This window comes from Sinorhizobium psoraleae (genome assembly GCF_013283645.1).
GTDB classification, from domain to species: domain Bacteria; phylum Pseudomonadota; class Alphaproteobacteria; order Rhizobiales; family Rhizobiaceae; genus Sinorhizobium; species Sinorhizobium psoraleae.
Map to the genome: position 1 here is coordinate 416,099 of NZ_JABEKV010000004.1, position 19,513 is coordinate 435,611.

The window sequence follows — 19,513 nt, forward strand, 5'->3', positions numbered from 1 at the left end:
GGTTAAAATCCTGCCTTCTTTAGTCCTTCACGGTAGAGATCCTTGTGCCATTGCTCCTTACTCGGAACGGCGGCCAGCCACTGGTCGACGTCGAAAGCCGGATTGGCTTCGCGAACGCTGCGCACAAAAAAACGCGCCTTGTCCATGTGGTCCAGCATCGCCCAGTTGGCGGCTGAAAGCCTGTCCGCCAAGCTGGGATCTTCCATCTGGCTGATATAGTCCAGCGACGCCTCGAAGTGGCTGAGAGCGTAGTTGGCTCCCGCAGCGGTCCAGAGATAAGCGTCCGGGCTGAGAGGGTTCAACTCGATCGCGCGCTCAATCTTCTGCAAGGCCATGGCAGGGCGCGAACAATGGACCAACGTATCCGCGTAGTCGGCGATGACATCCGCATAGTGCGGACCAAGCGTCTCTGCCAATTCCATCGCTTCAGCGCTTTCATCGAATGCACCCTGCAACAATTTGGCAACGCCAAATTCGCGATAGCCATCGGCTAGGTCCGCGCGCGCTCCCATGGCCTGCGCTGCGAAAGTCTCCGCCGTCTTCAAAAGATCGATATCGCCTCGTGCCGTTAACAGCCACTCCTTTGAGTAAGTTCGGGCCATGGCGCTCAGCGCCGGCGCGAAATCAGGACTTGCCTGCAGCGCGGCTTTCATCTCCTTGCGCGCACGTCGCAAGTTTGGAAGCGTGAGTCGATTAAGGTGCGGTCTGCCGACAAGATATCGATGGTAGGCAATCGGGTTCAGCTCAAGATAGGAGCGTGTCGTTTCATGCCGCTCGATCTCACTGGAAACAGAAAGTGCGATACGTCGCGAAATCACTCTTCGATCGCGAGCAAGGTCAAGATGACCGAGGCCGAACCTCTCCGCCCAGGTAATCTCGCTATCGGGAAGAAAGATCAGCTGGGCGAATAACGTCACTTCGCCGCCCAGGCTGCTGATCCGGGTGTCGAGAACGTAGGTGACCGAATGGTGCTCGAAGAACGCAACCTGGTCCTCCATATCGTGGCCAATTCGAACGGCCGAATGGGGGGCTATAACCTGGAGGCTGTTAAGGGCACAAAACCCGATCGTAATATCTTCGATCAACGATGCGGCGACGAGGCCAGCGTCGGGACGGCTGGATTGATTGGTCGGAGGCAGCAACACAAGGCGAGGAATTGCTGCTTTGATGCCGGATATGCCGGCATCAGATGAGTGCGCTCGTACCTTGGCCGGGATCTTTGCCGATTTCTTGTCGATGGCAGAGCTAAGAGCATCGATGCCCCGCGAAATTGAACTGCTTCTCTGCTCAAAAAACCGTCGCAGGTCCTCAACGTCTCTTTCCGCACCAAATATTTTTACGAGAAATTGGAGCGTATCCGGATCCGCGGGTTCGGCTCGGAAGAGGAGGATGGCCGCATCCTTGACGGCTTCGGATTCGGCTTGGGTGCGGGCCAAAGGTGCCGCTCGTTCCAGCGAATCTTTGAGAATGCCCTTGTGCTGATTTCTGCGTTCCGCAAGCCAGGTGTCAAAATCGGAGCTGTCGCAGTCAACTGTCCCGATGAAGGGCTGCTTCAATAGGCCTATGAGGCGCATGAGCCGAGCAACAGGCTCTGCCACACCCTCTTTGTCAATCGACAGGAGATCGGAGGACAGAGACCCCCGATCAACGTAAATCATGGTTTCCGTGAAGGAAAGGAACTGCGCTCTGAGTTCATTTTGGCGAGTCTTTATTCTCGAAACGGTCTTACGCAAGTTCGAAAGCGAAACGGCCTTGTCCTCGTTGCTCCACAAGAACGCGGCCAACTCCTGTCGATACGCGGAACCATTTGAGGTTGTGAGCAAGTAAACGAGAATCAGCAATCCCTTTTCGGGGAAAGCAACGTGGTTGCTTTCCGAGTCGACTAGCCTCAAACCTCCAAAGGTCTGCAGAAAGAAAGCCATTTTATCCTTCACGACGCGACCCGATGCAGAAGATGTGCCCAGGGCCGGAGGAAAGCTGCCGACTATGTATCAGCGGCAGTTTGTTCCAACTGTGCATTAATTTCAACAACTGCGTTCATTTCTCGGTACGCTATCGTTAGGGTAGATTTCAGTAGCAAATTGCGCGACGATTTCGAGATGTTTGCGACTCTTGTACATCACGGGAGCTGAGCACGATCGACTGTAGGCGGCGGAGTCCGCCGGTTCGAAACGCTCACATCACTGGTGTTCGAGAGACTTACTGTGGAAGGTCATTGATGAAATCTGAACGCATGTCTTTCTTGATCACCCAGATGAACGAGGCAGATCTCGAAGCGGCAGCAACCATCATTTCTCGCGCGTACGCCGCGCCTCCTTGGAATGAAGACTGGTCAGTCGAAGCCGCAACTGAGCGTGTTTCGCAGCTCTTGGCCGCGCCAAGGCGAATAGCGTTAGCGGCTTGGGATGCAGATAGTCTCGTTGGGATTACAATCGGCACACGGCATCGACACTATGCGGGCCAGTTGCTGTACTTGGAGGAGGTTGCGGTGCTTCCAGGTGCGCAGGGTGCCGGTGTCGGAACGGCACTGCTCGGCGCCATCGTCGCGGCAGCAAAAGCGGCGGGATGTCACAAAGTATGGCTGGTATCGCAACGCACGGGCAGAGTATCCGAGTTCTACCGCCGGAATGGATTCGTCTCCAGCGACAAACTCGATATCTACTCCAAAGTGGCTTGAGCGCCAGCAGGCTGGTTGCAGGAAATTAGCAGGGCGTTTTGCCTGAACGCCGGACAAGCATGCTGCGAAGGCACTCCTGCTCGAAGCTGATGTGGCGGCGCACATTGGTGAAGAAGCCGCGCAGCATGTAGCCGGCGGTCTCGGCATTGACGGTCCTGTCCGCCGCGCCAAGGCGACCGAGCATTTCGGTCAGTTCCTCGGCGAAACACTCGTCTTCGCAATGCTCGTATTTCAGGCGCTCAAGCAGGGCATGCACCGACGTGTCGTCCGGGAAGCGCTGCTCGATCCAGGCAAAAACCAGCCTTTCCTCGCCGGCATGAAGATCCCTGATCGTCGGCCCGAGCATCTTTGCGGCATAGGCGCAGGTCTCGCGGTTGATCTCATCCGGCAGGCTGTCGGCAATGGCTTCCAGGCTGTCGCAGAGCGCGAGTTGGTCCTGATGGGCGCCGGCCAACCAGCTCAGCGGCTCAACCGGCGACTCTGTCAAAGCCGAGGGAAGTGTCTCTAACGTTCGGCGGTTGATTTTTGCTCTCATGCGCCACCGGCCCTTCCAACCATCGCCTCACGAGCCGCCTCCATGATCGCAAGATGCGTCGATGGGTGAGCGCGGGCCTTGATCTGAATCAAGGTTGCCGGCGTGCGATTCTGACAGACCAGGGCAGGTTGCGGCGGCATGCGTCGTTCGGTGCGCCGTCGTTAGCGATTTGAGAAAGTTGGGGACCCAACCATGAAATACACATTCGAGATGATCGTGCTCGGGGTCGGCGCCTTCCTGGCGCTGGTTGGGGCCGGCTTCGCTCAAGATCGCCTTTTCGGGGCGCATATGTGGGTGCTGTTCTTCGTGCTGCTCGGCGGCACGATCCTGTTGCTGCAGCGGATCGAGTTCCGCCCGGCGGTCGCGGGTGCGGCACCCCGGCAGTCAGAATATTTCGACGAGGTCGTGAAATACGGCGTCATCGCCACGGTATTCTGGGGCGTCGTGGGCTTCCTGGTCGGCGTTATCGCTGCGCTACAGCTTGCCTTCCCGGACCTCAATGTCGAGCCCTGGTTCAACTTCGGGCGCGTCCGGCCGCTGCACACCTCCGCCGTCATCTTCGCCTTCGGTGGCAACGCGCTGATCGCAACCTCGTTCTACGTCGTTCAGCGCACCAGCCGCGCACGCCTCTTCGGCGGCAATCTCGGCTGGTTCGTATTCTGGGGCTATCAGCTCTTCATCGTGCTGGCGGCAACGGGCTACCTGCTCGGCATCACTCAGAGCCGCGAATATGCCGAGCCTGAATGGTATGTCGACCTCTGGCTGACGATCGTCTGGGTCGCCTACCTCGTTGCGTTCCTCGGCACGATCCTGGTGCGCAAGGAGCCGCATATCTATGTGGCGAACTGGTTCTATCTCGCCTTCATCGTCACCATCGCCATGCTGCACATTGTCAACAATCTGGCGGTGCCGGTCTCCTTCTTCGGTTCGAAGAGCTACTCGGCCTTCTCGGGTGTTCAGGACGCGTTGACGCAATGGTGGTACGGTCATAACGCCGTCGGCTTCTTCCTGACGGCCGGCTTCCTGGCGATGATGTATTACTTCATCCCCAAGCAGGTGAACCGCCCCGTCTACTCCTACCGGCTGTCGATCATCCACTTCTGGGCGCTGATCTTCATGTACATCTGGGCGGGGCCGCACCATCTCCACTATACCGCGCTGCCCGACTGGGCCCAGACCCTCGGCATGGTCTTCTCCGTCATGCTCTGGATGCCCTCCTGGGGCGGCATGATCAACGGCCTGATGACGCTTTCGGGCGCCTGGGACAAGGTCCGCACCGATCCCATCGTCCGCATGATGGTCATGTCCGTGGCCTTCTACGGCATGGCGACCTTCGAAGGGCCGATGATGTCGATCAAGACGGTCAACTCGCTCAGCCACTATACCGACTGGACCATTGGCCACGTGCATTCCGGCGCGCTCGGCTGGAACGGGCTCATCACCTTCGGCGCGATCTATTATCTCGTCCCGAAGCTCTGGAACCGCGAGCGGCTCTACAGCATGCGCATGGTCAACTGGCACTTCTGGCTCGCCACCCTCGGCATCGTCGTCTACGCCGCCGTCATGTGGGTCGCCGGCATCCAGCAGGGCCTGATGTGGCGCGAATACGACGACCAGGGCTTCCTCGTCTATTCCTTCGCGGAATCGGTAGCGGCCATGTTCCCCTACTATGTGCTGCGCGCCGTCGGCGGCGGCCTGTTCCTCGCCGGAGCGCTGCTCATGGCCTTCAACGTAACAATGACGATCCTCGGACGCGTGCGCGACGAAGCCCCGATCCTCGGTGCAATGCCGGTGCCGCAGGCTGCGGAATAGGAGGACAAACCCATGTCCATTCTCGACAAACACGCCACCCTCGAACGCAATGCCACGCTCCTCCTGGTCGGCTCGCTGCTCGTCGTCTCGATCGGCGGCATCGTGGAAATCGCGCCGCTCTTCTATCTCGAAAACACCATCGAGAAGGTCGAAGGCATGCGACCCTATTCGCCGCTGGAGCTTGCCGGACGCGACATCTATGTCCGCGAAGGCTGCTATGTCTGCCACAGCCAGATGATCCGGCCGTTCCGCGACGAGGTCGAGCGCTACGGGCACTACTCGCTCGCCGCGGAGTCGATGTACGACCATCCGTTCCAGTGGGGCTCGAAGCGCACGGGGCCGGACCTTGCCCGCGTCGGCGACCGCTACTCCAACGAATGGCACGTCCAGCACATGATCGAGCCGCGCTCGGTGGTGCCGGAATCGGTGATGCCGAGCTACGCTTTCCTCAAGGAAACGCCGCTCGAGGTGACGAACGTCGCCATGAACCTCAAGGCCAACAGGGCCGTCGGCGTTCCCTACACGGACGAGATGATCGATAACGCGGCTCAGGACCTGAAGGCGCAGGCCGATCCCAACGCCGACACCGCCGGTGTCGAGGAGCGTTACCCGAAGGCCAAGCTCGGCGATTTCGACGGCGATCCGCAAAAGTTGACGGAGATGGATGCGCTCATCGCCTATCTCCAGATGCTCGGCACGCTCGTCGACTTCTCCACCTATGACGACACCACCGGCTATCGCTGAGGAGGGAAACCGACATGGAAACCTACACGCTCATGCGCCACTTCGCCGACAGCTGGGGCCTCGTCGCCATGATGGTCTTCTTCTTCGGTGTCGTCGTTTTCATCTTCCGGCCGGGCGCTAGGAATGCCGCCCATCAGGCCGCCTTTATCCCCTTCGATCACGATGTGATCGGCTCTGAGAAGTCAGAACGGCATGCGGGCGGAAAACCGCTGCACACTTTTCCTCATGCCGCTCGTAAGGAGGATTGATCCATGGCGGACAAACACATTGACGAGATCAGCGGCGTCGAGACCACCGGTCATGAGTGGGACGGCATTCGCGAGCTCAACAACCCGATGCCGCGCTGGTGGGTCTACAGCTTCTACGCAACGATCATCTGGGCAATAGGCTACGCAATCGCGTATCCCTCGTGGCCGATGCTGACGGACGCGACCAAGGGCGTGCTCGGCTATTCGAGCCGCTCCGAGGTCAGCGTCGAGCTTGCCAATGCCAAGGCGGCGCAGGCCGGCAACCTGGAGCGGATCGCCTCGAGTTCGCTCGATGAGATCATTGCCGATCCGCAATTGCAGCAGTTCGCCGTTTCGGCCGGTGCTTCCGCCTTCAAGGTGAACTGTGCGCAGTGCCATGGCTCCGGTGCGGCGGGCGGGAAAGGCTTCCCGAACCTGAACGACGACGATTGGCTCTGGGGCGGCAAGCCCGACGAGATCTACCAGACGATCGCGCACGGCATCCGCCATGCCAGCGACGGCGAGACCCGCGTCTCCGAGATGCCGTCCTTCGCGGAGATGCTGGAGCCCGAGCAGTTGAAGCAGACGGCGGCCTTTGTCGTGAGCCTTACCGGCACGCCGTCGAATCCGGCGCTGATCGAGCCCGGCAAACAGCTCTTCGCGGACAACTGCGCTTCGTGCCACGGCGAGGATGCGAAAGGCAGCCGCGAGATGGGCGCGCCTGACCTTGCCGACGCGATCTGGCTGAACGGCGAGGGCGAGCAGGCGATCATCAACCAGATGAAGACGCCGAAGCACGGCGTCATGCCGGCCTGGCTGCCTCGCATCGGCGACACCACGGTCAAGCAACTCGCGGTCTTCGTTCACTCGCTCGGCGGCGGGGAATAGCGGCCACCGCGTGGCGCCGCCGTCCGAAACCGAACCGAACGTCAATCGTCCATATCGCCGAAAATATCATAGTCGATGCGACGGCCAACGAGTCGCAACGAGCGGTCCGGTTCGATCACATAGGTTTCGTAGACCCGGTGGCCGAAATTGTCGAAGAACTGGTGCGGCACGATGCTGCCGACCGGCGACTTGGTCAGCCTCGTGCGCGGCTGGCCGCCATAGGTTATGCTGCCGGGAATGGGCTCGAGATAGCGCCCGTAGCCGACCGACGGCGGCGGCGTGGCCGTGCAGGCGCCAAGCAGCAGGGCGGCAAGGAGGGCGGGCGAGGCATATTTCATGGCGATCCATCCTATCGGTCGCTGGGGAGGTCATAGTCGATGCGGCGACTTATCAATTGCAGCGAACGGTCCGGCTCTATGACATAGGTTTCGGAGACCTGACGGCCGAATTTGTCGCGAAACCGGTGCGGCACGATGCTGCCGACTGGCGCCTTGGTCAGCTTCGTGCGCGGCTGCCCGCCATAGGTTATGCTGCCGGGAATGGGCTCGAGATTGCGCGAGTAGCCGATGGACGGCGGGGCGGTGGAGGCGCAGGCGGCGAGCAGAAAACCCAGGCAAATGGCGGGCAGGGCGATCTTCATGACGGTTTTCCTTGGCTCCGGCGATTGCGCCCCTCTCCATTGCGCGAGCGGCCCGTTGATACACGCCAAACTGGCTGCATATCTTATTCCTTCTTCAACAACGATCAAAGGAGCCAACGAGTTTCGGGCAGTTTCCTGGTGACGTTTGGTGCTTCGATGCGAATTCTGTTGCATCTGGTGGCCGCTTTGAAGGATGTAAGGAGCCGGACTCGCCGGAGGGCCACGGTCGCACGAACTGCTGTTCGCGCGTTTCGTTGGGGCTGCCTGCGTAGGCCGCTTTTTGGAAGGCCATCGCCCGACCCGCGTTGCTTCAGGTACTGCCCATGACCGCCGAACAATCGCTCTCGTTTCTTGTCATCGGCACCATGATGGCCTTTTTCATCTGGGACCGCTTCCGCTACGACATTGTCGCGTGTTCGGCGCTGATGCTCTCGGTCGCGGTCGGCATCGTGCCCTTCGACCATGCCTTCGACGGATTCAGCGACGATATCGTCATCATCGTCGGCAGCGCGCTTATCGTCAGTGCGGGTGTTGCGCGCTCCGGCGTTGTGGATGCGGCGATCCAACGCTTCCTGCCGGACCTGACGTCGGTGAGGGCGCAACTCGCGCTTCTCGTCGTCACCGTCACGGTGCTTTCCGCCTTCATCAAGAATATCGGGGCGCTGGCGATCATGATCCCGGTCGCCTTCCAGTTCGCGCGCCGGTCGAATGTGCAGCCTTCGGTGTTCCTGATGCCGATGGCCTTCGGTTCGCTGATCGGCGGGCTGATGACGCAGATCGGCACCTCGCCCAATGTCGTCGTTTCGCGGATGCGGCAGGATCTGACCGGCGAAAGCTTCACGATGTTTGATTTCACCCCCGTCGGCGCATCGCTGGCGGCGGTCGGCGCGGTGTTCCTGCTTTTCGCCTACAGGCTGGTGCCGGAGCGCAAGAGCCAGCACGTTTCCGTCAACCAGGCGATCGAAATCACGGACTACACGTCCGAAGCGATCGTCCCGGCCGGTTCGCCTGGGATTGGCAAGCCGCTCGGAAACCTGGTCAAGCTCGGCGACGGCGGCGCCGTCGTCATCGCCATCTTCCGGCGCGGCACACATCTGGCACCGCTGCCCGATATCAAGGTCGAGGCCGACGATATCCTGCTGCTCGAAGGCGGGCCGGCGGCGCTCGACCGCATCGTTTCCCAGGCGAAGCTCAGGATTTCCGGCGACCGCTCGCCGGCGGCCAGCAACGGCAAGGCGCCGGCCGACATCGAGGCGGTCGAGGCGGTGATCGCCAGCGGCTCGCCGCTCGTCGGCATGACGGCGCAGCGGCTGGCACTCTTCAACAATCACAACATCAATCTCCTGGCCGTCAGCCGCCAGGGCGAGCGGCTGAAGCAGCGTCTCGGCAGCATCCGGCTGCAGGCCGGCGACATCGTCGTCTTGCAGGGGACGCGGCGCGATCTGCCGCCCTTCCTGCAGGATTTCGGCTGTCTGCCGCTTGCACAGCGCGAAATCCTGCTCGGCACGATCCGCCGCGCGACGGTGCCGCTTCTCGTGCTCGCCGCAGCCATGGGGGCGACCGCGATCGGCGTCGTGCCGGTACCGGTCGCGTTTTTCGCGGCGGCGCTGGCTATGGTGGTCTTCCGCGTGATCCCGCTGCGCGACGTCTACCGCGCAGTCGACGGGCCGATCCTCGTCATGCTGGCGGCTCTGATCCCGGTCAGCGACACGCTGCGCACCACCGGCGGCTCGGACCTCATAGCTGGCTGGCTGAGCGGCGTCGCCTCGGGCCTGCCGCCCGCGGGCGCGCTTGCCCTCATCCTCATCGCAGCGATGGCCGTCACGCCCTTCCTCAACAATGCCGCCACCGTGCTCGTCATGGCGCCGATCGCCGCGAGTTTCGCCGCGGCGCTCGAATACCGGCCGGATGCCTTCCTGATGGCGGTGGCAATCGGCGCGGGCTCGGATTTCCTGACCCCGATCGGCCACCAGTGCAACACGCTGGTCATGGGTCCCGGCGGCTACCGCTTTAGCGACTATCCGCGCCTCGGCCTGCCTCTTTCCATTGTCATCGTGCTCGTTGCCGTGCCGATGCTGTTGTGGGTCTGGCCGCTGAGATAGACCCGGTGGTTCATCGCGTCGTCGCCTGATCTTTCAGATAGTTCCTGTTGTACCAGTCGGCGATCTCGCCGCCGGTCGCGAGCCACACATCCCGGCGCGAGGTGATATGGCCTCCAGCCGCCGCTGCCCGTCGCCGAAACGTCGTCTCTTCGTGGACTTCTTGGCCGGAAACCCTGTTTTCGGCGTGAGATGTTTGCTCGGTCACGCGCTATCATCACATTGCGAGAGTCCGTACCTTGCCAAATGTAATGTTATTTAATAACAGTGCATAGCTTCGCAACGAGACACCCACCCGTGTTGATATCTCCCTGCCTCCCTCATCCACCGGTTGCTTGCCACCGCGATTCATGTCACCAAGGGCGCGATGGTGCTGCTTCCGTGACCCGGAAGCGGCTGAAAAGGGAACACGGTGAGGACGACCCAGGAGGGGCCGAAACCGTGGCTGCCCCCGCAACTGTGAGCGGAAAGCGCATTCACACCATGTCACTGGCGACGAGCCGGGAAGACGTGGATGCGCGACGACCCGCGAGCCAGGAGACCTGCCATCGAACCGATCAACCACAACGGACGGGGTGTTCCGATGGAAAAGAACTGGCTTCTGCTTGGCGGGCAACCGTCTTCTTGCATTTTCGCCATTTTCTCTCCGGCCCAGCCCGGCGGGAATGAGCCATGGCGAAATCAGACTTCCGACAGCACAAGATAACCCTTTGCACCGATTGCCGCTTCACCGGAGGGCCGTGCCGGCCCGGCGCCGAGCTGCTCGCGCAGTTGAACCGCAGCCTCAGCGCGCTCGGCAAGCCGCTCGACCGGGATTTCGCGATCGCCGGCACCGTCGCGATGACCGCCTGCACACGGCCTTGCACCATCGCCTTCCAGGCGACCGGCAAAGCGACCTACCTCTTCGGCGACATTTCGCCGGAGGAAAACATCGATGATCTCGTGAGCTTCGCCGCCACTCTTGCCAAGGGGCAAGGCAGCGTCTTGCCCTCGACCGGGTGTGACGGCCAGTCGGAGCAGGACGCGCAGTTGTTTCCCGCCTTCCCGCATCCGGACTTCGGCCCGGGCGGCAAGGGCCTTTCCCGCATTCCGGCAGCGCTCCTCGTCTCCGAGGAAACCGCAGGGCGGTTCCAATGAGCGGAGAGGGCACTTTCATGAGCTGTGACAAGTTCAATGGGCCGCGGAATGCGGGCGGACAACCGCTTCACGCCTTTCCTGATCCCGCCGCGGGCGCCAGCCTCCGCGTCGAAGGACTGGAATGGGGCCCGCGCGCTGGTCTTCGCCTCGTCCGCAACATCAGCTTTTCCGTCGCGCCGGGCAGCCGGTTGGCGATCATCGGCCCGAACGGCGCCGGCAAGACCTCGCTGTTGCGCTGCCTCTACCGCGCGGTCGAGCCGATCGCCGGCCGCGTCGAGATCGACCGCGTGAGCCTCTGGGCGATGACCGCGCGCGAGGCGGCAAGGACGATCGCCGTGGTGCTGCAGGAAATGCCCGGCGATTTCCCCTTCAGCGTGCGCGACGTCGTGATGATGGGACGGATCCCGCGTCGCGGGGGAATCAGCGGCTGGAGCGATCGCGATCGCGAGCGGGTCGCGCATGCGCTCGAGCATCTCGACCTTGCCCATCTGGCGCGACGGCAGTTCGCCACGCTTTCGGGCGGCGAAAAGCAGCGGGTGCTGATTGCCCGCGCTCTTGCCCAGGAACCGAAGATCATCATCCTCGACGAGCCGACCAACCATTTAGACATCCGCCATCAGCTCGAAATCCTCGATCTCCTGCAAACGCTGAAGCTGACGATCGTCACGACGCTGCACGACATCAATCTCGTGGCCGAGTTCGCGACCGATGTTGCGATCCTGACGGAGGGGCGGCTTGCCGCCTTCGGCTCGCCGGAGGCGGTGCTGCAGCCTTCGGCGCTCTCGGCTGCCTTCGGTGTCCACGCGACGGCGCATGGCGATGCCGCCGGCTGCTCCCGATTTTCCTTCACGCTCGCGCCGCCTGCAGCGCCTGCCGTCGCGCGATCTTCCAGTTCCACAGGAGCCACCCGATGAACAGACTTCTTTTTGCCGCCGGCCTGTTTGCCCTTGCCGCGGCGCCCGCGCTTGCCCATCCCGTCACCGTCAAGAGCTGCAACCGCGAGGTCACCTTCGATGCCGCACCTGAGCGCGCGATCTCCAACGACGTCAACCTCACGGAGATGATGCTGGCGCTCAAATTGCAGGACCGCATGGTTGGCTATACGGGCGTGTCCGGCTGGAAGACGCTGAACGAGAGCCTGCGCGAGGGCGTCAAGGCGCTGCCGGAGCTTGCGGAAAAATACCCGACCAAGGAGGTGCTGCTCAACGCCGATGCCGACTTTTACTTCGCCGGCTGGAACTACGGCATGAAGGTTGGCGGCGAGGTGACGCCGGAGACGTTGTCGCCCTTCGGCATCAAGGTGTACGAGCTCACCGAGAGCTGCATCCACATCATGGCCAAGGGCAAGCCGACGATGGAAGACATGTTCGTCGATCTCCTGAACCTCGGCCGCATCTTTGGCGTCGAGGAGAGGGCGGAGGCGCTGGTCGCGGGCTACCGACGTGAGCTTGCCGGCATCACCGGCAAGATCAAGGGCGCCGCGCGACCGGTGCGCGTCTTCGTCTACGATTCCGGCGAGGAGAAGCCCTTCACTTCCGGCCGTTACGGCATTCCGACCGCGATGATCGAGGCGGCCGGCGGAGTCAACATCGTTGATGATGTCGAGAAGAGCTGGACGGAAATCTCCTGGGAGCCGGTGATCGACCGCAATCCGGAGGTGGTGGTGATCGTCGACTACGGCGAGGTGAGCGCCGAGCAGAAGATCGCCTTCATGAAGAACAATCCGGCCTTCAGGAATGTGGACGCCGTAAAGAACGACCGCTTCGTCGTGCTCGAATATGTCGAGGCGACGCCAGGCCCGCGCAACATCGAGGGGATCCGGCGGCTGGCGAAGAGTTTTCACGCAGAAGCGATGTGAGTGGCCGTGACGTGCGAAGACGGATTGCGTCAGCTTTCCGCGCCTGCTGTCGCACGTTCCGCGGCATCGCGGCACTGGCGGAAGGCGCGATGGCTTACGCCAGAACCTCACGTCCGTGCTCGTCACAGGAATTCGGCAGCGCCCACGTCGGCGGCGTGCAAGAGCGGCTGCTCACCGCGACCGGATGAAGAAGGCTCTGCAACCCCAATGATTCCTAGTAATGATGCCGCGGCATCTGGCCCTCAAGTCCGAGAAACCCGGAGGCTACAACCGACGTGAAATCCGCGCTTTTCTTCCTCGCCGCAGCGCTGTTGTTCTGTCTGACGGTCACCGCTGGCGTTTCGCTCGGCTCGGCGCCGATCCCGTTTGCGACCGTCTGGTCGATCATTGCGGCGAAAGTCGCGCCGGGCAGCGTCGAGGTCCTGTGGTCGGCCGGGCGCGAGAGCATCGTCTGGGACGTGCGCCTGCCGCGCGTGGTGCTCGCCGCGCTCGTCGGGGCGGGCCTTGCGGTGACAGGCGCCGTGCTGCAATCGGTGACGCGCAACCCGCTGGCCGATCCGCATCTCCTCGGCGTCTCGGCCGGCGGGGCGCTCGGCGCGATCGTCGCGCTGCTCCACACCGGCCTTGTCCTCGGTCTTGTGACGGTGCCGTTCTTCGCCTTCACCGGCGCGCTCGGCGCCACGGCGCTGGTGGCGCTCGTCAGCCGCGTGCTCGGCATGGGCGCCGACCGCCTCGTGCTTTCCGGCGTCGCGGTCGCATTTACTCTGACGGCGGCCGGCAATCTCCTGATTTTCCTCGGCGATCCGCGTGCCGTTCACACCGTGATCTTCTGGATGCTCGGCGGTCTCGGCCTCGCGCAGTGGCCGCATCTCGTCTATCCGGCGCTGGTGCTCGCCGTCTGCCTCGGCTGGCTCACCATCCGGGCGCGCGAGATCAACGCGCTCGCCATGGGCGACGAGACGGCAATGACGCTCGGCATTCCGGTGCGCCGCTTCCGCCTGATGCTCTTCGTGGTGACGGCGCTGCTCACGGGGGTGATGGTGGCGTTTTCGGGCGCGATCGGCTTCGTCGGGCTGATGATCCCGCATTTCGTTCGTCTCTTCGCCGGCAGCGACAATGTCCGCGTCATCCCGCTTTCGGCCTTTGCCGGCGCGCTGACGCTGATCCTCGCCGACCTCATCGCCCGCGTCGTCGTGGCGCCCGAGGACATGCCGATCGGCATCGTCACCGGCCTTGCCGGCGGCATCGCCTTCATCGGCATTCTCAAGCGTCGGGGGTGAGCCACGTTCTGCCGTCACGTGTCGTCACGGGGCGCTCCGTTCGGTAACGTGACTGCACGGTTTGCCTTGGCGGCCCTCGTTAGGCTTGGAGGCCCGCCACAGGCACGCATTTGGCCGCAAATGTCATCAGCAGGTTCAAACCTTCCGGCCAGCGGCCAAGACCGCTCTCCCCATTGACGTGACCGCGGGCGCCGATTTCAACGAGCCGGCTTTGCCATTGGGGGGCACGGGCTTGTGCATACGCCAGGGTGCCGTAGGGGTCGTCAGCGCTGGCGACGATGACGGAGGGAAAACGAAGTGTGGCCGTGGGTGGGTCTGCGAAGCCCTTCGCTTCGCTCGGAAATGCCGCCGCTTGCGGATCCGGGACCGCCACAAGGAACGCGCCGGCGACCGGCAGGACGGAAGCCTGTTGCCAGTGTGCGACGAGAAGGCATGCGAGGCTGTGCGCCACGAGCACGGGAGGTGTGGGCGCTGCGGCGACCGACCGCTCCAGCGCGGAAATCCAGTCCGTCAGGTCCGGGCTGTCCCAGCTCGTCGGCCGAAACCGGCGCATTCTCCGGTCTTCGTTCTCCCAGAGCGTCTGCCAGTGGGCATCGCCCGAGCCGCCGATCCCCGGCAGAATGATGAAGGTGGTCATGGGGCCTCCTGTCGTTTCCAATACCGGGAGAGGATGACGGCTTTCATTTTCGCCTGGAATGCAGAACTATCGGAAAACGTCTCCGGTATCCGATGAATTAAAGGCCAGACATGACATTGGTGGAAAATCATCGCACACTCGACCCGACCGACATCGCCATCCTCGAAGCGCTGCAGGACGATGGCCGCATCGCGATCTCGGAACTGGGGCGCCGGGTGGGGCTCTCGCAGCCGGCGACGTCGGAACGCGTCAAGCGGCTGGAGGAGCGCGGCTTCATCGTCGGGTATGGCGCGCGGGTCGACCCGGCCGCGCTTGGACTGGGCATGATGGCCGTCATCCGGCTGCGCACCACGCACGAGAACATCCGGCCCTGTCTCAAGCAGTTTGCCGAGATGCCGCATATCGTGGAAGTGCTGCGGCTGACTGGCGAGGACTGCTTTCTGCTGAAGGTGCTGGTTCCATCGCCCGGAGAGCTTGAGACGATTGTCGACGCGATCGCCAGATTCGGGGCGGTGACGACGTCGCTGGTCTTGCGCGCGGAGCCCCCGAAATCCATCGGCCGGGCTCTGCTTAAGCGGCGATGAACCGACGGCGTTGCGATCGGCGGTGGAAACGGCATGATCGCCCTCTATCTGATGGCCGGAAGTCACGAGAGGCAAGGAATGGCTGACGAGATCGAGATCTGCACGCCGGAAGAGGTCCTTAAATTCTGGTTCATGGAGCTTTCCTATGAGCAATGGTTCACGCCGAGTGACGAACTCGATCGGCATTGCGTGCAGCGCTTCCAGGCCTCGCATCTGGCGCTTTCGAGAAAGCTCGACGACATCTGGCGCGAGACGCCCCGCAACTGGCTCGCCGCCATCATCCTGTTCGACCAGCTGCCGCGCAACATGTATCGCGGCTCGCCACTCGCCTTCGCCACCGATTGCCTGGCGCTGCGCGAGGCGAATCTCGCCATCGGCGCGAGCGCCGATCTGGCGGTGTCCAAGGAATGGCGCGCCTTCTTCTACATGCCGTTCGAGCATTCAGAAAACCTAGCCGACCAGACGATGGCGGTAAAACTTTTCACCGAGCTCGGCGATGCGGACTATCTCGACTATGCCATCCGCCATCGCCAGGTGATCGAGCAGTTCGGCCGATTCCCGCACCGCAACGCCATCCTCGGACGGACCTCTACACCGGCCGAGGAGGCTTATTTGGCTAAGCCGGGCGCAGGATTTTGATAGGCCGGGCGGTGAGCCAATACCGACGGACACTGAAGGAGAAAAGCATGACCGAAAGCAATTTGCCTTGGGAAGGGGGATGCCGCTGCGGCGGAGTGAGGTTTAAGGTCAGCGCTCCGCCGCTCCTGACAATGGCCTGCCATTGCACCGGCTGTCAGCGGATGACCGCCAGCGCCTTCTCGCTAAGCGCCGCGATCCCGAGCGAGGGGTTTTCCGTCACCAAGGGCGAGCCGGTGATCGGCGGCCTGCACGGCGCGAGCCGACACTATTTCTGCCCGCACTGCATGAGCTGGATGTTCACTCGTCCCGAGGGCATGGACTGGTTCGTCAATCTCCGCGCGACGATGCTCGACGACCCGAGCTGGTTCTCGCCCTTCGTCGAAACCTGGACGAGCGAGAAACTGCCCTGGGCGACAACGCCCGCCGTCCACAGCTACGAGGCGCTGCCGCCGTTCGAGGCCTATGAGGGGCTGGTCGCGGAATATCGCAGGCAGGCCGGATATCCGGCGGCGTGAGGCGCCGGGCGGCTATGCTTTAGGAAAACCGTTCCCAGGCCGCTTGCCGCGATATGCCCAGCGCCTGGCCGATATGGGCCCAGCTCACGCGTCGCGACCGCAAGGTTTCCACGACGGATTGAAGCTGGTTGCTCTTGCCCTCGACCGTTTCCTCTATCGGCTTCAGCAGAGAAAGCAGCCTTTCCGTCGGCGCTTCCTCCAGCGGCGCGCGGTCCGTTCCTGCGATTGTCACCGGGCCTCGATCATTGAACTGCGCAATTCCGGATGGAAGACAGCTACACACTTTTCCTCTCGGCGGCGGCCGCCTTGCGATCAGCCGCTTCGAAAGCGTCCAGCGCATCCTCGAGATCCTCGAAGATCATCCCGGCGCCGATCTTCGCGATCACGCCGGCCCGCTCGAGGATTTCGCGGGCCTCGAAATGCAGCTCGGCGATCGCAAGCGCGATGCCGCGTTTTGCGAGATCGTCATGAACCTCCTCTAGCATCGCGGCCGCCGAGATGTCGATCTGGGCGATCGCGCTCGCATCCATCACGAACCACCGGGTATCGGCCGGCAGCTCGTTAGTGACGGTGCGCAGGCGTGCCCGAACGTAATCGGTGTTGAAGAAAAGGAGACTGCCCTGGACCATGTAGACAGTGAAGCCGGGCACCGGGCTGGCGGCGGGAACGCGATGCAGTTTGTAGAAGCCGTCACGGCCGGAAAGGCGGCCGAGCAAGGCGTCACGCGGAAACATTGTCTTGCGCAAAATGTAGACCAGCGTCGCGGCGATGGCCGTAACCACGCCCTCCAGGACGCCGAAACTGATTGGGCCGAACAATGCGATCAGCGCGAAGACGAACTCCATGCGGCTGATGCGCCAGATCGCCCTCAGGGCGGAAAGATCGATCAGGCTGAGGGCGGTCGCCGCCAGCACCGCGCCGAGCGTGGGGATCGGCAGGATGCGCAGGATGTTACCGAAGAACAGGAGGACCGCCATCAGCGCCGCCGCTGCAATGATGCTCGCGATCTGCGACCGGCCTCCGACGGTGAAATTCACCGCGGTGCGTGAGTCCGAGGCGGTGACCGGAAAGGCGCCGAAGAGGCCGGCGGCGATGTTCGCCGCTGCGAAGCCTTCGAGCTCACGGTTCGGATCGACCACGTAGCCGCCCCTGGTTCCGAAGCTGCGGGCGGCGATGATGCCGGAGCCGAAGCTCACCAGAAAGATGGCCCCGGCGCCAAGCAGGAGCGACTGGAGGTGGAGGCCCGCGATCGACGGCAGCGTCAAGGACGGCAACCCGCGGGGAATTTCGCCGACGACCGCGATGCCCTGTCCTTCGAAATCGAACAGGGCCGACAGCAGCACCGAGAGCACGACGACCAGGACTGGCCCGGGAATGCGCGAATGCACGATGCGCGCCGCCTGCAGGAGCGCGAACGACACGGTCGCCAGTATGAGGGACGGCCAGTGGATCGATCCGGCCTTGCCGACAAGTTCGAGGATAGGAGTGATCAGGCCCTCGGCCTCGATATCGATGCCGGTGATGCGATCGATCTGGCCGATCAGGATCGAAAGCGAGATGCCGGCGAAAAAGCCGATCAGGATCGGGCGCGACAGGAAGGTCGCGAGCACACCGAGCCGCACCGCGCGCGCGATAAGGCACAGGGCGCCGACGGCGAGCGCCAGCAATGCCGCCACGGCGACCCGGTCCTCAGCCACCCCCGGCACGGCATAGACGGTGGTGAGGACCGCTGCCAGCACCGTCATGGTCGGGGCGTCCGGCCCAACGATCAGCCGCCGCGAAGGGCCGAAGAGCGCATAGGCGATGAGCGGCGTGATGCTGGCGTAGAGGCCGGCTTCCGGCGGAAGACCGGCGATCGCCGGATAGGCGATGGCGCTCGGCAAACCCACGGCAGCGATCGCCAGGCCTGCGGAGATGTCGCCGCTCAGCCAACTCGCCTTGTAGCCGCGAAGATTCGCAAGCAGCGGCAGCCGAGGGGGAGTGAACCGCAATGCCGGTCGCCTCCGTATCAATGGCCGCTGAGGACAAGGGTCTGGACGGGAAGCAGCAGCGCCTGGAGTCTCAGGATCGCCGCATGCACCAGCCCGACCGCATCGACCATATGCAGGTACAGCCACCGCAGCGTGCCGATGTTCCCCGACTCCAGCTCGTCGTGATTGCTGGTATAGGCATTGGCGATGCAGCTGCTTCCCGGCGGGATGCCAGCAAGCTGGCCCGCATACAGCGGCTCCAGATAGGTCGTCAGAGTGCCGGGGCGTGCCAATTGCTGGGCGTCGACGAGCAGATCCGTCGGCCGATACTGGCCGGCGGCGATGACGTCCTGGACTTGCGTGACCACCATCGGGATGATGGTGAAGGGCTTGCCGATGCAGGTCGCCTCGGCGATCATCCCGGCCTTCATCACCTGCGCCTCTATCTGGCCGAAGCCGGCGACAAGTGCCACGCGCCCGGCCTGTTCGGGCACGAGGACGCCCGCGGTGCGGATCATCGGATTGACGATGTCGCCGGGCCGAAGGGTAAATTGCTGCACGGTGCCGGCGACGCCGGCGCGCACCGTCGTCTTGTCCAAGTCCACCTGAGCCTGGGCGAGTGCCGCCTCGGCGCTTGCCTTCTGCGCCGGCAGGAGCGAGGAGATCTTCGTCTCCAGGGTCTGCTTGTTCGAAACGGCGGCGGCGAGTGCGCCCTTGCGGCCGTCGGCGGCGACCTGCAGCCGCTCGATTTCCCGCCTCGAGACAATGTTGGCGTTGCGCTGGTTCAATTCGACCTGCGTCTGAAGTTCGTTCAACGCTTGGAGGTAGGCGCCCTGCGCTTGTGCGATCAGGCCGTCGGCGGAGGCAAGCTCGCTCTGCGCCACGGTCGTCTGCGCCTCAATTTCCGCGACGCGCCGGCGTGCGGTTTCAAGCGCCGCCCGCTGCTGCGCATCGTCAAGGCGGAAAAGCGGTGTGCCGGCCGCGACCTTCTCATTGAGGCCGACATAGACCTCGGCCACCCGCCCGTTCGACTCGGGCAGGATGGTGACCGTGCGGAAGACGGCGGTGACATTGGTGGTCGAAGGGTGGAAATAGAAGATCATCGTGATCAGCGACACTGTGAGAATCACGCAAGCGGTGATGCCGTAGCGCAACTCGAACCACATCGAATAGAGATTGATCTCGCGGCCGATGCGCTTGCCCTGGACATAGCGGCGGACGAGATAGTCGGGAAAGATGGTGAGCAGCGAGCAGATCAGGAATTCCAGCAT

At 62.9% G+C, this 19,513-nt stretch carries 21 protein-coding genes, 1 pseudogene and 1 riboswitch; of the genes and pseudogenes, 13 read left to right on the plus strand and 9 right to left on the minus strand.

Annotated features, from left to right (window positions below; all coding sequences use genetic code 11):
* Window positions 1-2: 2 nt before the first annotated feature.
* Window positions 3-1,922: a hypothetical protein gene (locus tag ILFOPFJJ_RS22980; protein ID WP_173512866.1), complete on the minus strand. Its 1,920-nt coding sequence runs from the start codon at window positions 1,920-1,922 to the stop codon at window positions 3-5.
* A 296-nt stretch (window positions 1,923-2,218) separates the two neighbouring features.
* On the opposite strand from ILFOPFJJ_RS22980, the gene ILFOPFJJ_RS22985 reads away from it, so the two are divergent.
* A complete protein-coding gene (locus tag ILFOPFJJ_RS22985; RefSeq protein WP_312032730.1) occupies window positions 2,219-2,677 on the plus strand; it encodes a GNAT family N-acetyltransferase in 459 nt (152 codons plus the stop codon).
* A gap of 25 nt (window positions 2,678-2,702) precedes the next feature.
* On the opposite strand, the gene ILFOPFJJ_RS22990 is transcribed toward ILFOPFJJ_RS22985, so the two are convergent.
* Complete coding sequence (locus ILFOPFJJ_RS22990) at window positions 2,703-3,212, minus strand: hemerythrin domain-containing protein (RefSeq protein WP_173512867.1); 510 nt, start codon at window positions 3,210-3,212, stop codon at window positions 2,703-2,705.
* Window positions 3,213-3,404: 192 nt separating this feature from the next.
* Here ILFOPFJJ_RS22990 and ccoN point away from each other — a divergent pair, with 192 nt between their 5' ends.
* From ccoN to ccoP, 4 genes and pseudogenes are all read left to right on the plus strand, one after another.
* Window positions 3,405-5,024 carry a cytochrome-c oxidase, cbb3-type subunit I gene (ccoN, locus tag ILFOPFJJ_RS22995; protein ID WP_173512868.1) on the plus strand — a complete coding sequence of 540 codons (1,620 nt, stop codon included), beginning with the start codon at window positions 3,405-3,407 and terminating at the stop codon, window positions 5,022-5,024.
* A 12-nt stretch (window positions 5,025-5,036) separates the two neighbouring features.
* Window positions 5,037-5,768: a cytochrome-c oxidase, cbb3-type subunit II gene (gene ccoO, locus ILFOPFJJ_RS23000; protein WP_173512869.1), complete on the plus strand. Its 732-nt coding sequence runs from the start codon at window positions 5,037-5,039 to the stop codon at window positions 5,766-5,768.
* Between the two features lie 14 nt (window positions 5,769-5,782).
* Window positions 5,783-5,932: pseudogene (locus ILFOPFJJ_RS35185) on the plus strand (cbb3-type cytochrome c oxidase subunit 3); the annotation flags it as partial.
* Between the two features lie 87 nt (window positions 5,933-6,019).
* Complete coding sequence (gene ccoP / locus ILFOPFJJ_RS23010; RefSeq protein ID WP_173512871.1) at window positions 6,020-6,883, plus strand: cytochrome-c oxidase, cbb3-type subunit III; 864 nt, start codon at window positions 6,020-6,022, stop codon at window positions 6,881-6,883.
* A 41-nt stretch (window positions 6,884-6,924) separates the two neighbouring features.
* Here ccoP and ILFOPFJJ_RS23015 read toward each other — a convergent pair whose 3' ends face one another.
* Complete coding sequence (locus ILFOPFJJ_RS23015) at window positions 6,925-7,221, minus strand: hypothetical protein (protein WP_173512872.1); 297 nt, start codon at window positions 7,219-7,221, stop codon at window positions 6,925-6,927.
* An 11-nt stretch (window positions 7,222-7,232) separates the two neighbouring features.
* Window positions 7,233-7,523: a hypothetical protein gene (locus ILFOPFJJ_RS23020; RefSeq protein WP_173512873.1), complete on the minus strand. Its 291-nt coding sequence runs from the start codon at window positions 7,521-7,523 to the stop codon at window positions 7,233-7,235.
* A gap of 323 nt (window positions 7,524-7,846) precedes the next feature.
* On the opposite strand from ILFOPFJJ_RS23020, the gene ILFOPFJJ_RS23025 reads away from it, so the two are divergent.
* Window positions 7,847-9,625 (plus strand): SLC13 family permease, encoded by a 1,779-nt coding sequence (locus ILFOPFJJ_RS23025; protein ID WP_173512874.1) that lies wholly within the window; start codon window positions 7,847-7,849, stop codon window positions 9,623-9,625.
* Between the two features lie 10 nt (window positions 9,626-9,635).
* Here the strand turns inward: ILFOPFJJ_RS23025 and ILFOPFJJ_RS23030 are convergent, their stop codons facing one another.
* Window positions 9,636-9,830: a hypothetical protein gene (locus ILFOPFJJ_RS23030; protein WP_173512875.1), complete on the minus strand. Its 195-nt coding sequence runs from the start codon at window positions 9,828-9,830 to the stop codon at window positions 9,636-9,638.
* Between the two features lie 143 nt (window positions 9,831-9,973).
* Window positions 9,974-10,186: riboswitch (cobalamin riboswitch) on the plus strand.
* A 108-nt stretch (window positions 10,187-10,294) separates the two neighbouring features.
* On the opposite strand from ILFOPFJJ_RS23030, the gene ILFOPFJJ_RS23035 reads away from it, so the two are divergent.
* The 4 genes from ILFOPFJJ_RS23035 (at window position 10,295) to ILFOPFJJ_RS23050 (ending at window position 13,897) form a co-directional block, all read left to right on the plus strand.
* Window positions 10,295-10,759, plus strand: coding sequence for a DUF1636 family protein (locus ILFOPFJJ_RS23035; protein ID WP_173512876.1), 465 nt, complete (start codon window positions 10,295-10,297; stop codon window positions 10,757-10,759).
* Between the two features lie 17 nt (window positions 10,760-10,776).
* Window positions 10,777-11,673: an ABC transporter ATP-binding protein gene (locus ILFOPFJJ_RS23040; RefSeq protein WP_173512877.1), complete on the plus strand. Its 897-nt coding sequence runs from the start codon at window positions 10,777-10,779 to the stop codon at window positions 11,671-11,673.
* On the plus strand, window positions 11,670-12,617 hold the full coding sequence (locus tag ILFOPFJJ_RS23045) for an ABC transporter substrate-binding protein (RefSeq protein WP_173512878.1): 948 nt from the start codon (window positions 11,670-11,672) through the stop codon (window positions 12,615-12,617). Before ILFOPFJJ_RS23040 ends, ILFOPFJJ_RS23045 begins: the two co-directional genes overlap by 4 nt.
* A gap of 275 nt (window positions 12,618-12,892) precedes the next feature.
* Window positions 12,893-13,897 carry a FecCD family ABC transporter permease gene (locus ILFOPFJJ_RS23050; protein WP_312032731.1) on the plus strand — a complete coding sequence of 335 codons (1,005 nt, stop codon included), beginning with the start codon at window positions 12,893-12,895 and terminating at the stop codon, window positions 13,895-13,897.
* Window positions 13,898-13,976: 79 nt separating this feature from the next.
* Here ILFOPFJJ_RS23050 and ILFOPFJJ_RS23055 read toward each other — a convergent pair whose 3' ends face one another.
* Window positions 13,977-14,534: an RBBP9/YdeN family alpha/beta hydrolase gene (locus tag ILFOPFJJ_RS23055; RefSeq protein ID WP_173512879.1), complete on the minus strand. Its 558-nt coding sequence runs from the start codon at window positions 14,532-14,534 to the stop codon at window positions 13,977-13,979.
* A 110-nt stretch (window positions 14,535-14,644) separates the two neighbouring features.
* Here ILFOPFJJ_RS23055 and ILFOPFJJ_RS23060 point away from each other — a divergent pair, with 110 nt between their 5' ends.
* The 3 genes from ILFOPFJJ_RS23060 (at window position 14,645) to ILFOPFJJ_RS23070 (ending at window position 16,272) form a co-directional block, all read left to right on the plus strand.
* Window positions 14,645-15,118: an Lrp/AsnC family transcriptional regulator gene (locus tag ILFOPFJJ_RS23060; RefSeq protein WP_173512880.1), complete on the plus strand. Its 474-nt coding sequence runs from the start codon at window positions 14,645-14,647 to the stop codon at window positions 15,116-15,118.
* A 78-nt stretch (window positions 15,119-15,196) separates the two neighbouring features.
* The gene (locus ILFOPFJJ_RS23065) at window positions 15,197-15,757 is read left to right on the plus strand and encodes a DUF924 family protein (RefSeq protein WP_173513331.1); all 561 of its coding nucleotides are present in this window, start codon (window positions 15,197-15,199) and stop codon (window positions 15,755-15,757) included.
* A gap of 47 nt (window positions 15,758-15,804) precedes the next feature.
* A complete protein-coding gene (locus ILFOPFJJ_RS23070; protein ID WP_173512881.1) occupies window positions 15,805-16,272 on the plus strand; it encodes a GFA family protein in 468 nt (155 codons plus the stop codon).
* A gap of 19 nt (window positions 16,273-16,291) precedes the next feature.
* On the opposite strand, the gene ILFOPFJJ_RS23075 is transcribed toward ILFOPFJJ_RS23070, so the two are convergent.
* From ILFOPFJJ_RS23075 to ILFOPFJJ_RS23085, 3 genes are read right to left on the minus strand one after another with little or no spacing between them, the layout of a single operon-like run.
* Window positions 16,292-16,504, minus strand: coding sequence for a hypothetical protein (locus tag ILFOPFJJ_RS23075; RefSeq protein WP_173512882.1), 213 nt, complete (start codon window positions 16,502-16,504; stop codon window positions 16,292-16,294).
* A 43-nt stretch (window positions 16,505-16,547) separates the two neighbouring features.
* Window positions 16,548-18,263, minus strand: coding sequence for a SulP family inorganic anion transporter (locus tag ILFOPFJJ_RS23080; RefSeq protein ID WP_173512883.1), 1,716 nt, complete (start codon window positions 18,261-18,263; stop codon window positions 16,548-16,550).
* Between the two features lie 17 nt (window positions 18,264-18,280).
* The gene (locus ILFOPFJJ_RS23085; RefSeq protein WP_173512884.1) at window positions 18,281-19,513 is read right to left on the minus strand and encodes an HlyD family secretion protein; all 1,233 of its coding nucleotides are present in this window, start codon (window positions 19,511-19,513) and stop codon (window positions 18,281-18,283) included.

What these genes read in the sequence shown, in the direction of transcription:
- ILFOPFJJ_RS22990 (WP_173512867.1), bottom strand. Translation starts at nt 3,212, where the DNA reads ATGAGAGCAAAAATCAACCGCCGAACGTTAGAGACACTTCCCTCGGCT.
- ILFOPFJJ_RS23035 (WP_173512876.1), top strand. Translation starts at nt 10,295, where the DNA reads ATGGCGAAATCAGACTTCCGACAGCACAAGATAACCCTTTGCACCGAT.
- ILFOPFJJ_RS23025 (WP_173512874.1), top strand. Translation starts at nt 7,847, where the DNA reads ATGACCGCCGAACAATCGCTCTCGTTTCTTGTCATCGGCACCATGATG.
- ILFOPFJJ_RS22980 (WP_173512866.1), bottom strand. Translation starts at nt 1,922, where the DNA reads ATGGCTTTCTTTCTGCAGACCTTTGGAGGTTTGAGGCTAGTCGACTCG.
- ccoO (WP_173512869.1), top strand. Translation starts at nt 5,037, where the DNA reads ATGTCCATTCTCGACAAACACGCCACCCTCGAACGCAATGCCACGCTC.
- ccoN (WP_173512868.1), top strand. Translation starts at nt 3,405, where the DNA reads ATGAAATACACATTCGAGATGATCGTGCTCGGGGTCGGCGCCTTCCTG.
- ILFOPFJJ_RS23020 (WP_173512873.1), bottom strand. Translation starts at nt 7,523, where the DNA reads ATGAAGATCGCCCTGCCCGCCATTTGCCTGGGTTTTCTGCTCGCCGCC.
- ILFOPFJJ_RS22985 (WP_312032730.1), top strand. Translation starts at nt 2,219, where the DNA reads ATGAAATCTGAACGCATGTCTTTCTTGATCACCCAGATGAACGAGGCA.
- ILFOPFJJ_RS23055 (WP_173512879.1), bottom strand. Translation starts at nt 14,534, where the DNA reads ATGACCACCTTCATCATTCTGCCGGGGATCGGCGGCTCGGGCGATGCC.
- ILFOPFJJ_RS23015 (WP_173512872.1), bottom strand. Translation starts at nt 7,221, where the DNA reads ATGAAATATGCCTCGCCCGCCCTCCTTGCCGCCCTGCTGCTTGGCGCC.
- ccoP (WP_173512871.1), top strand. Translation starts at nt 6,020, where the DNA reads ATGGCGGACAAACACATTGACGAGATCAGCGGCGTCGAGACCACCGGT.
- ILFOPFJJ_RS23060 (WP_173512880.1), top strand. Translation starts at nt 14,645, where the DNA reads ATGACATTGGTGGAAAATCATCGCACACTCGACCCGACCGACATCGCC.
- ILFOPFJJ_RS23085 (WP_173512884.1), bottom strand. Translation starts at nt 19,513, where the DNA reads ATGCTGGAATTCCTGATCTGCTCGCTGCTCACCATCTTTCCCGACTAT.
- ILFOPFJJ_RS23070 (WP_173512881.1), top strand. Translation starts at nt 15,805, where the DNA reads ATGACCGAAAGCAATTTGCCTTGGGAAGGGGGATGCCGCTGCGGCGGA.
- ILFOPFJJ_RS23065 (WP_173513331.1), top strand. Translation starts at nt 15,197, where the DNA reads ATGGCTGACGAGATCGAGATCTGCACGCCGGAAGAGGTCCTTAAATTC.
- ILFOPFJJ_RS23045 (WP_173512878.1), top strand. Translation starts at nt 11,670, where the DNA reads ATGAACAGACTTCTTTTTGCCGCCGGCCTGTTTGCCCTTGCCGCGGCG.
- ILFOPFJJ_RS23040 (WP_173512877.1), top strand. Translation starts at nt 10,777, where the DNA reads ATGAGCTGTGACAAGTTCAATGGGCCGCGGAATGCGGGCGGACAACCG.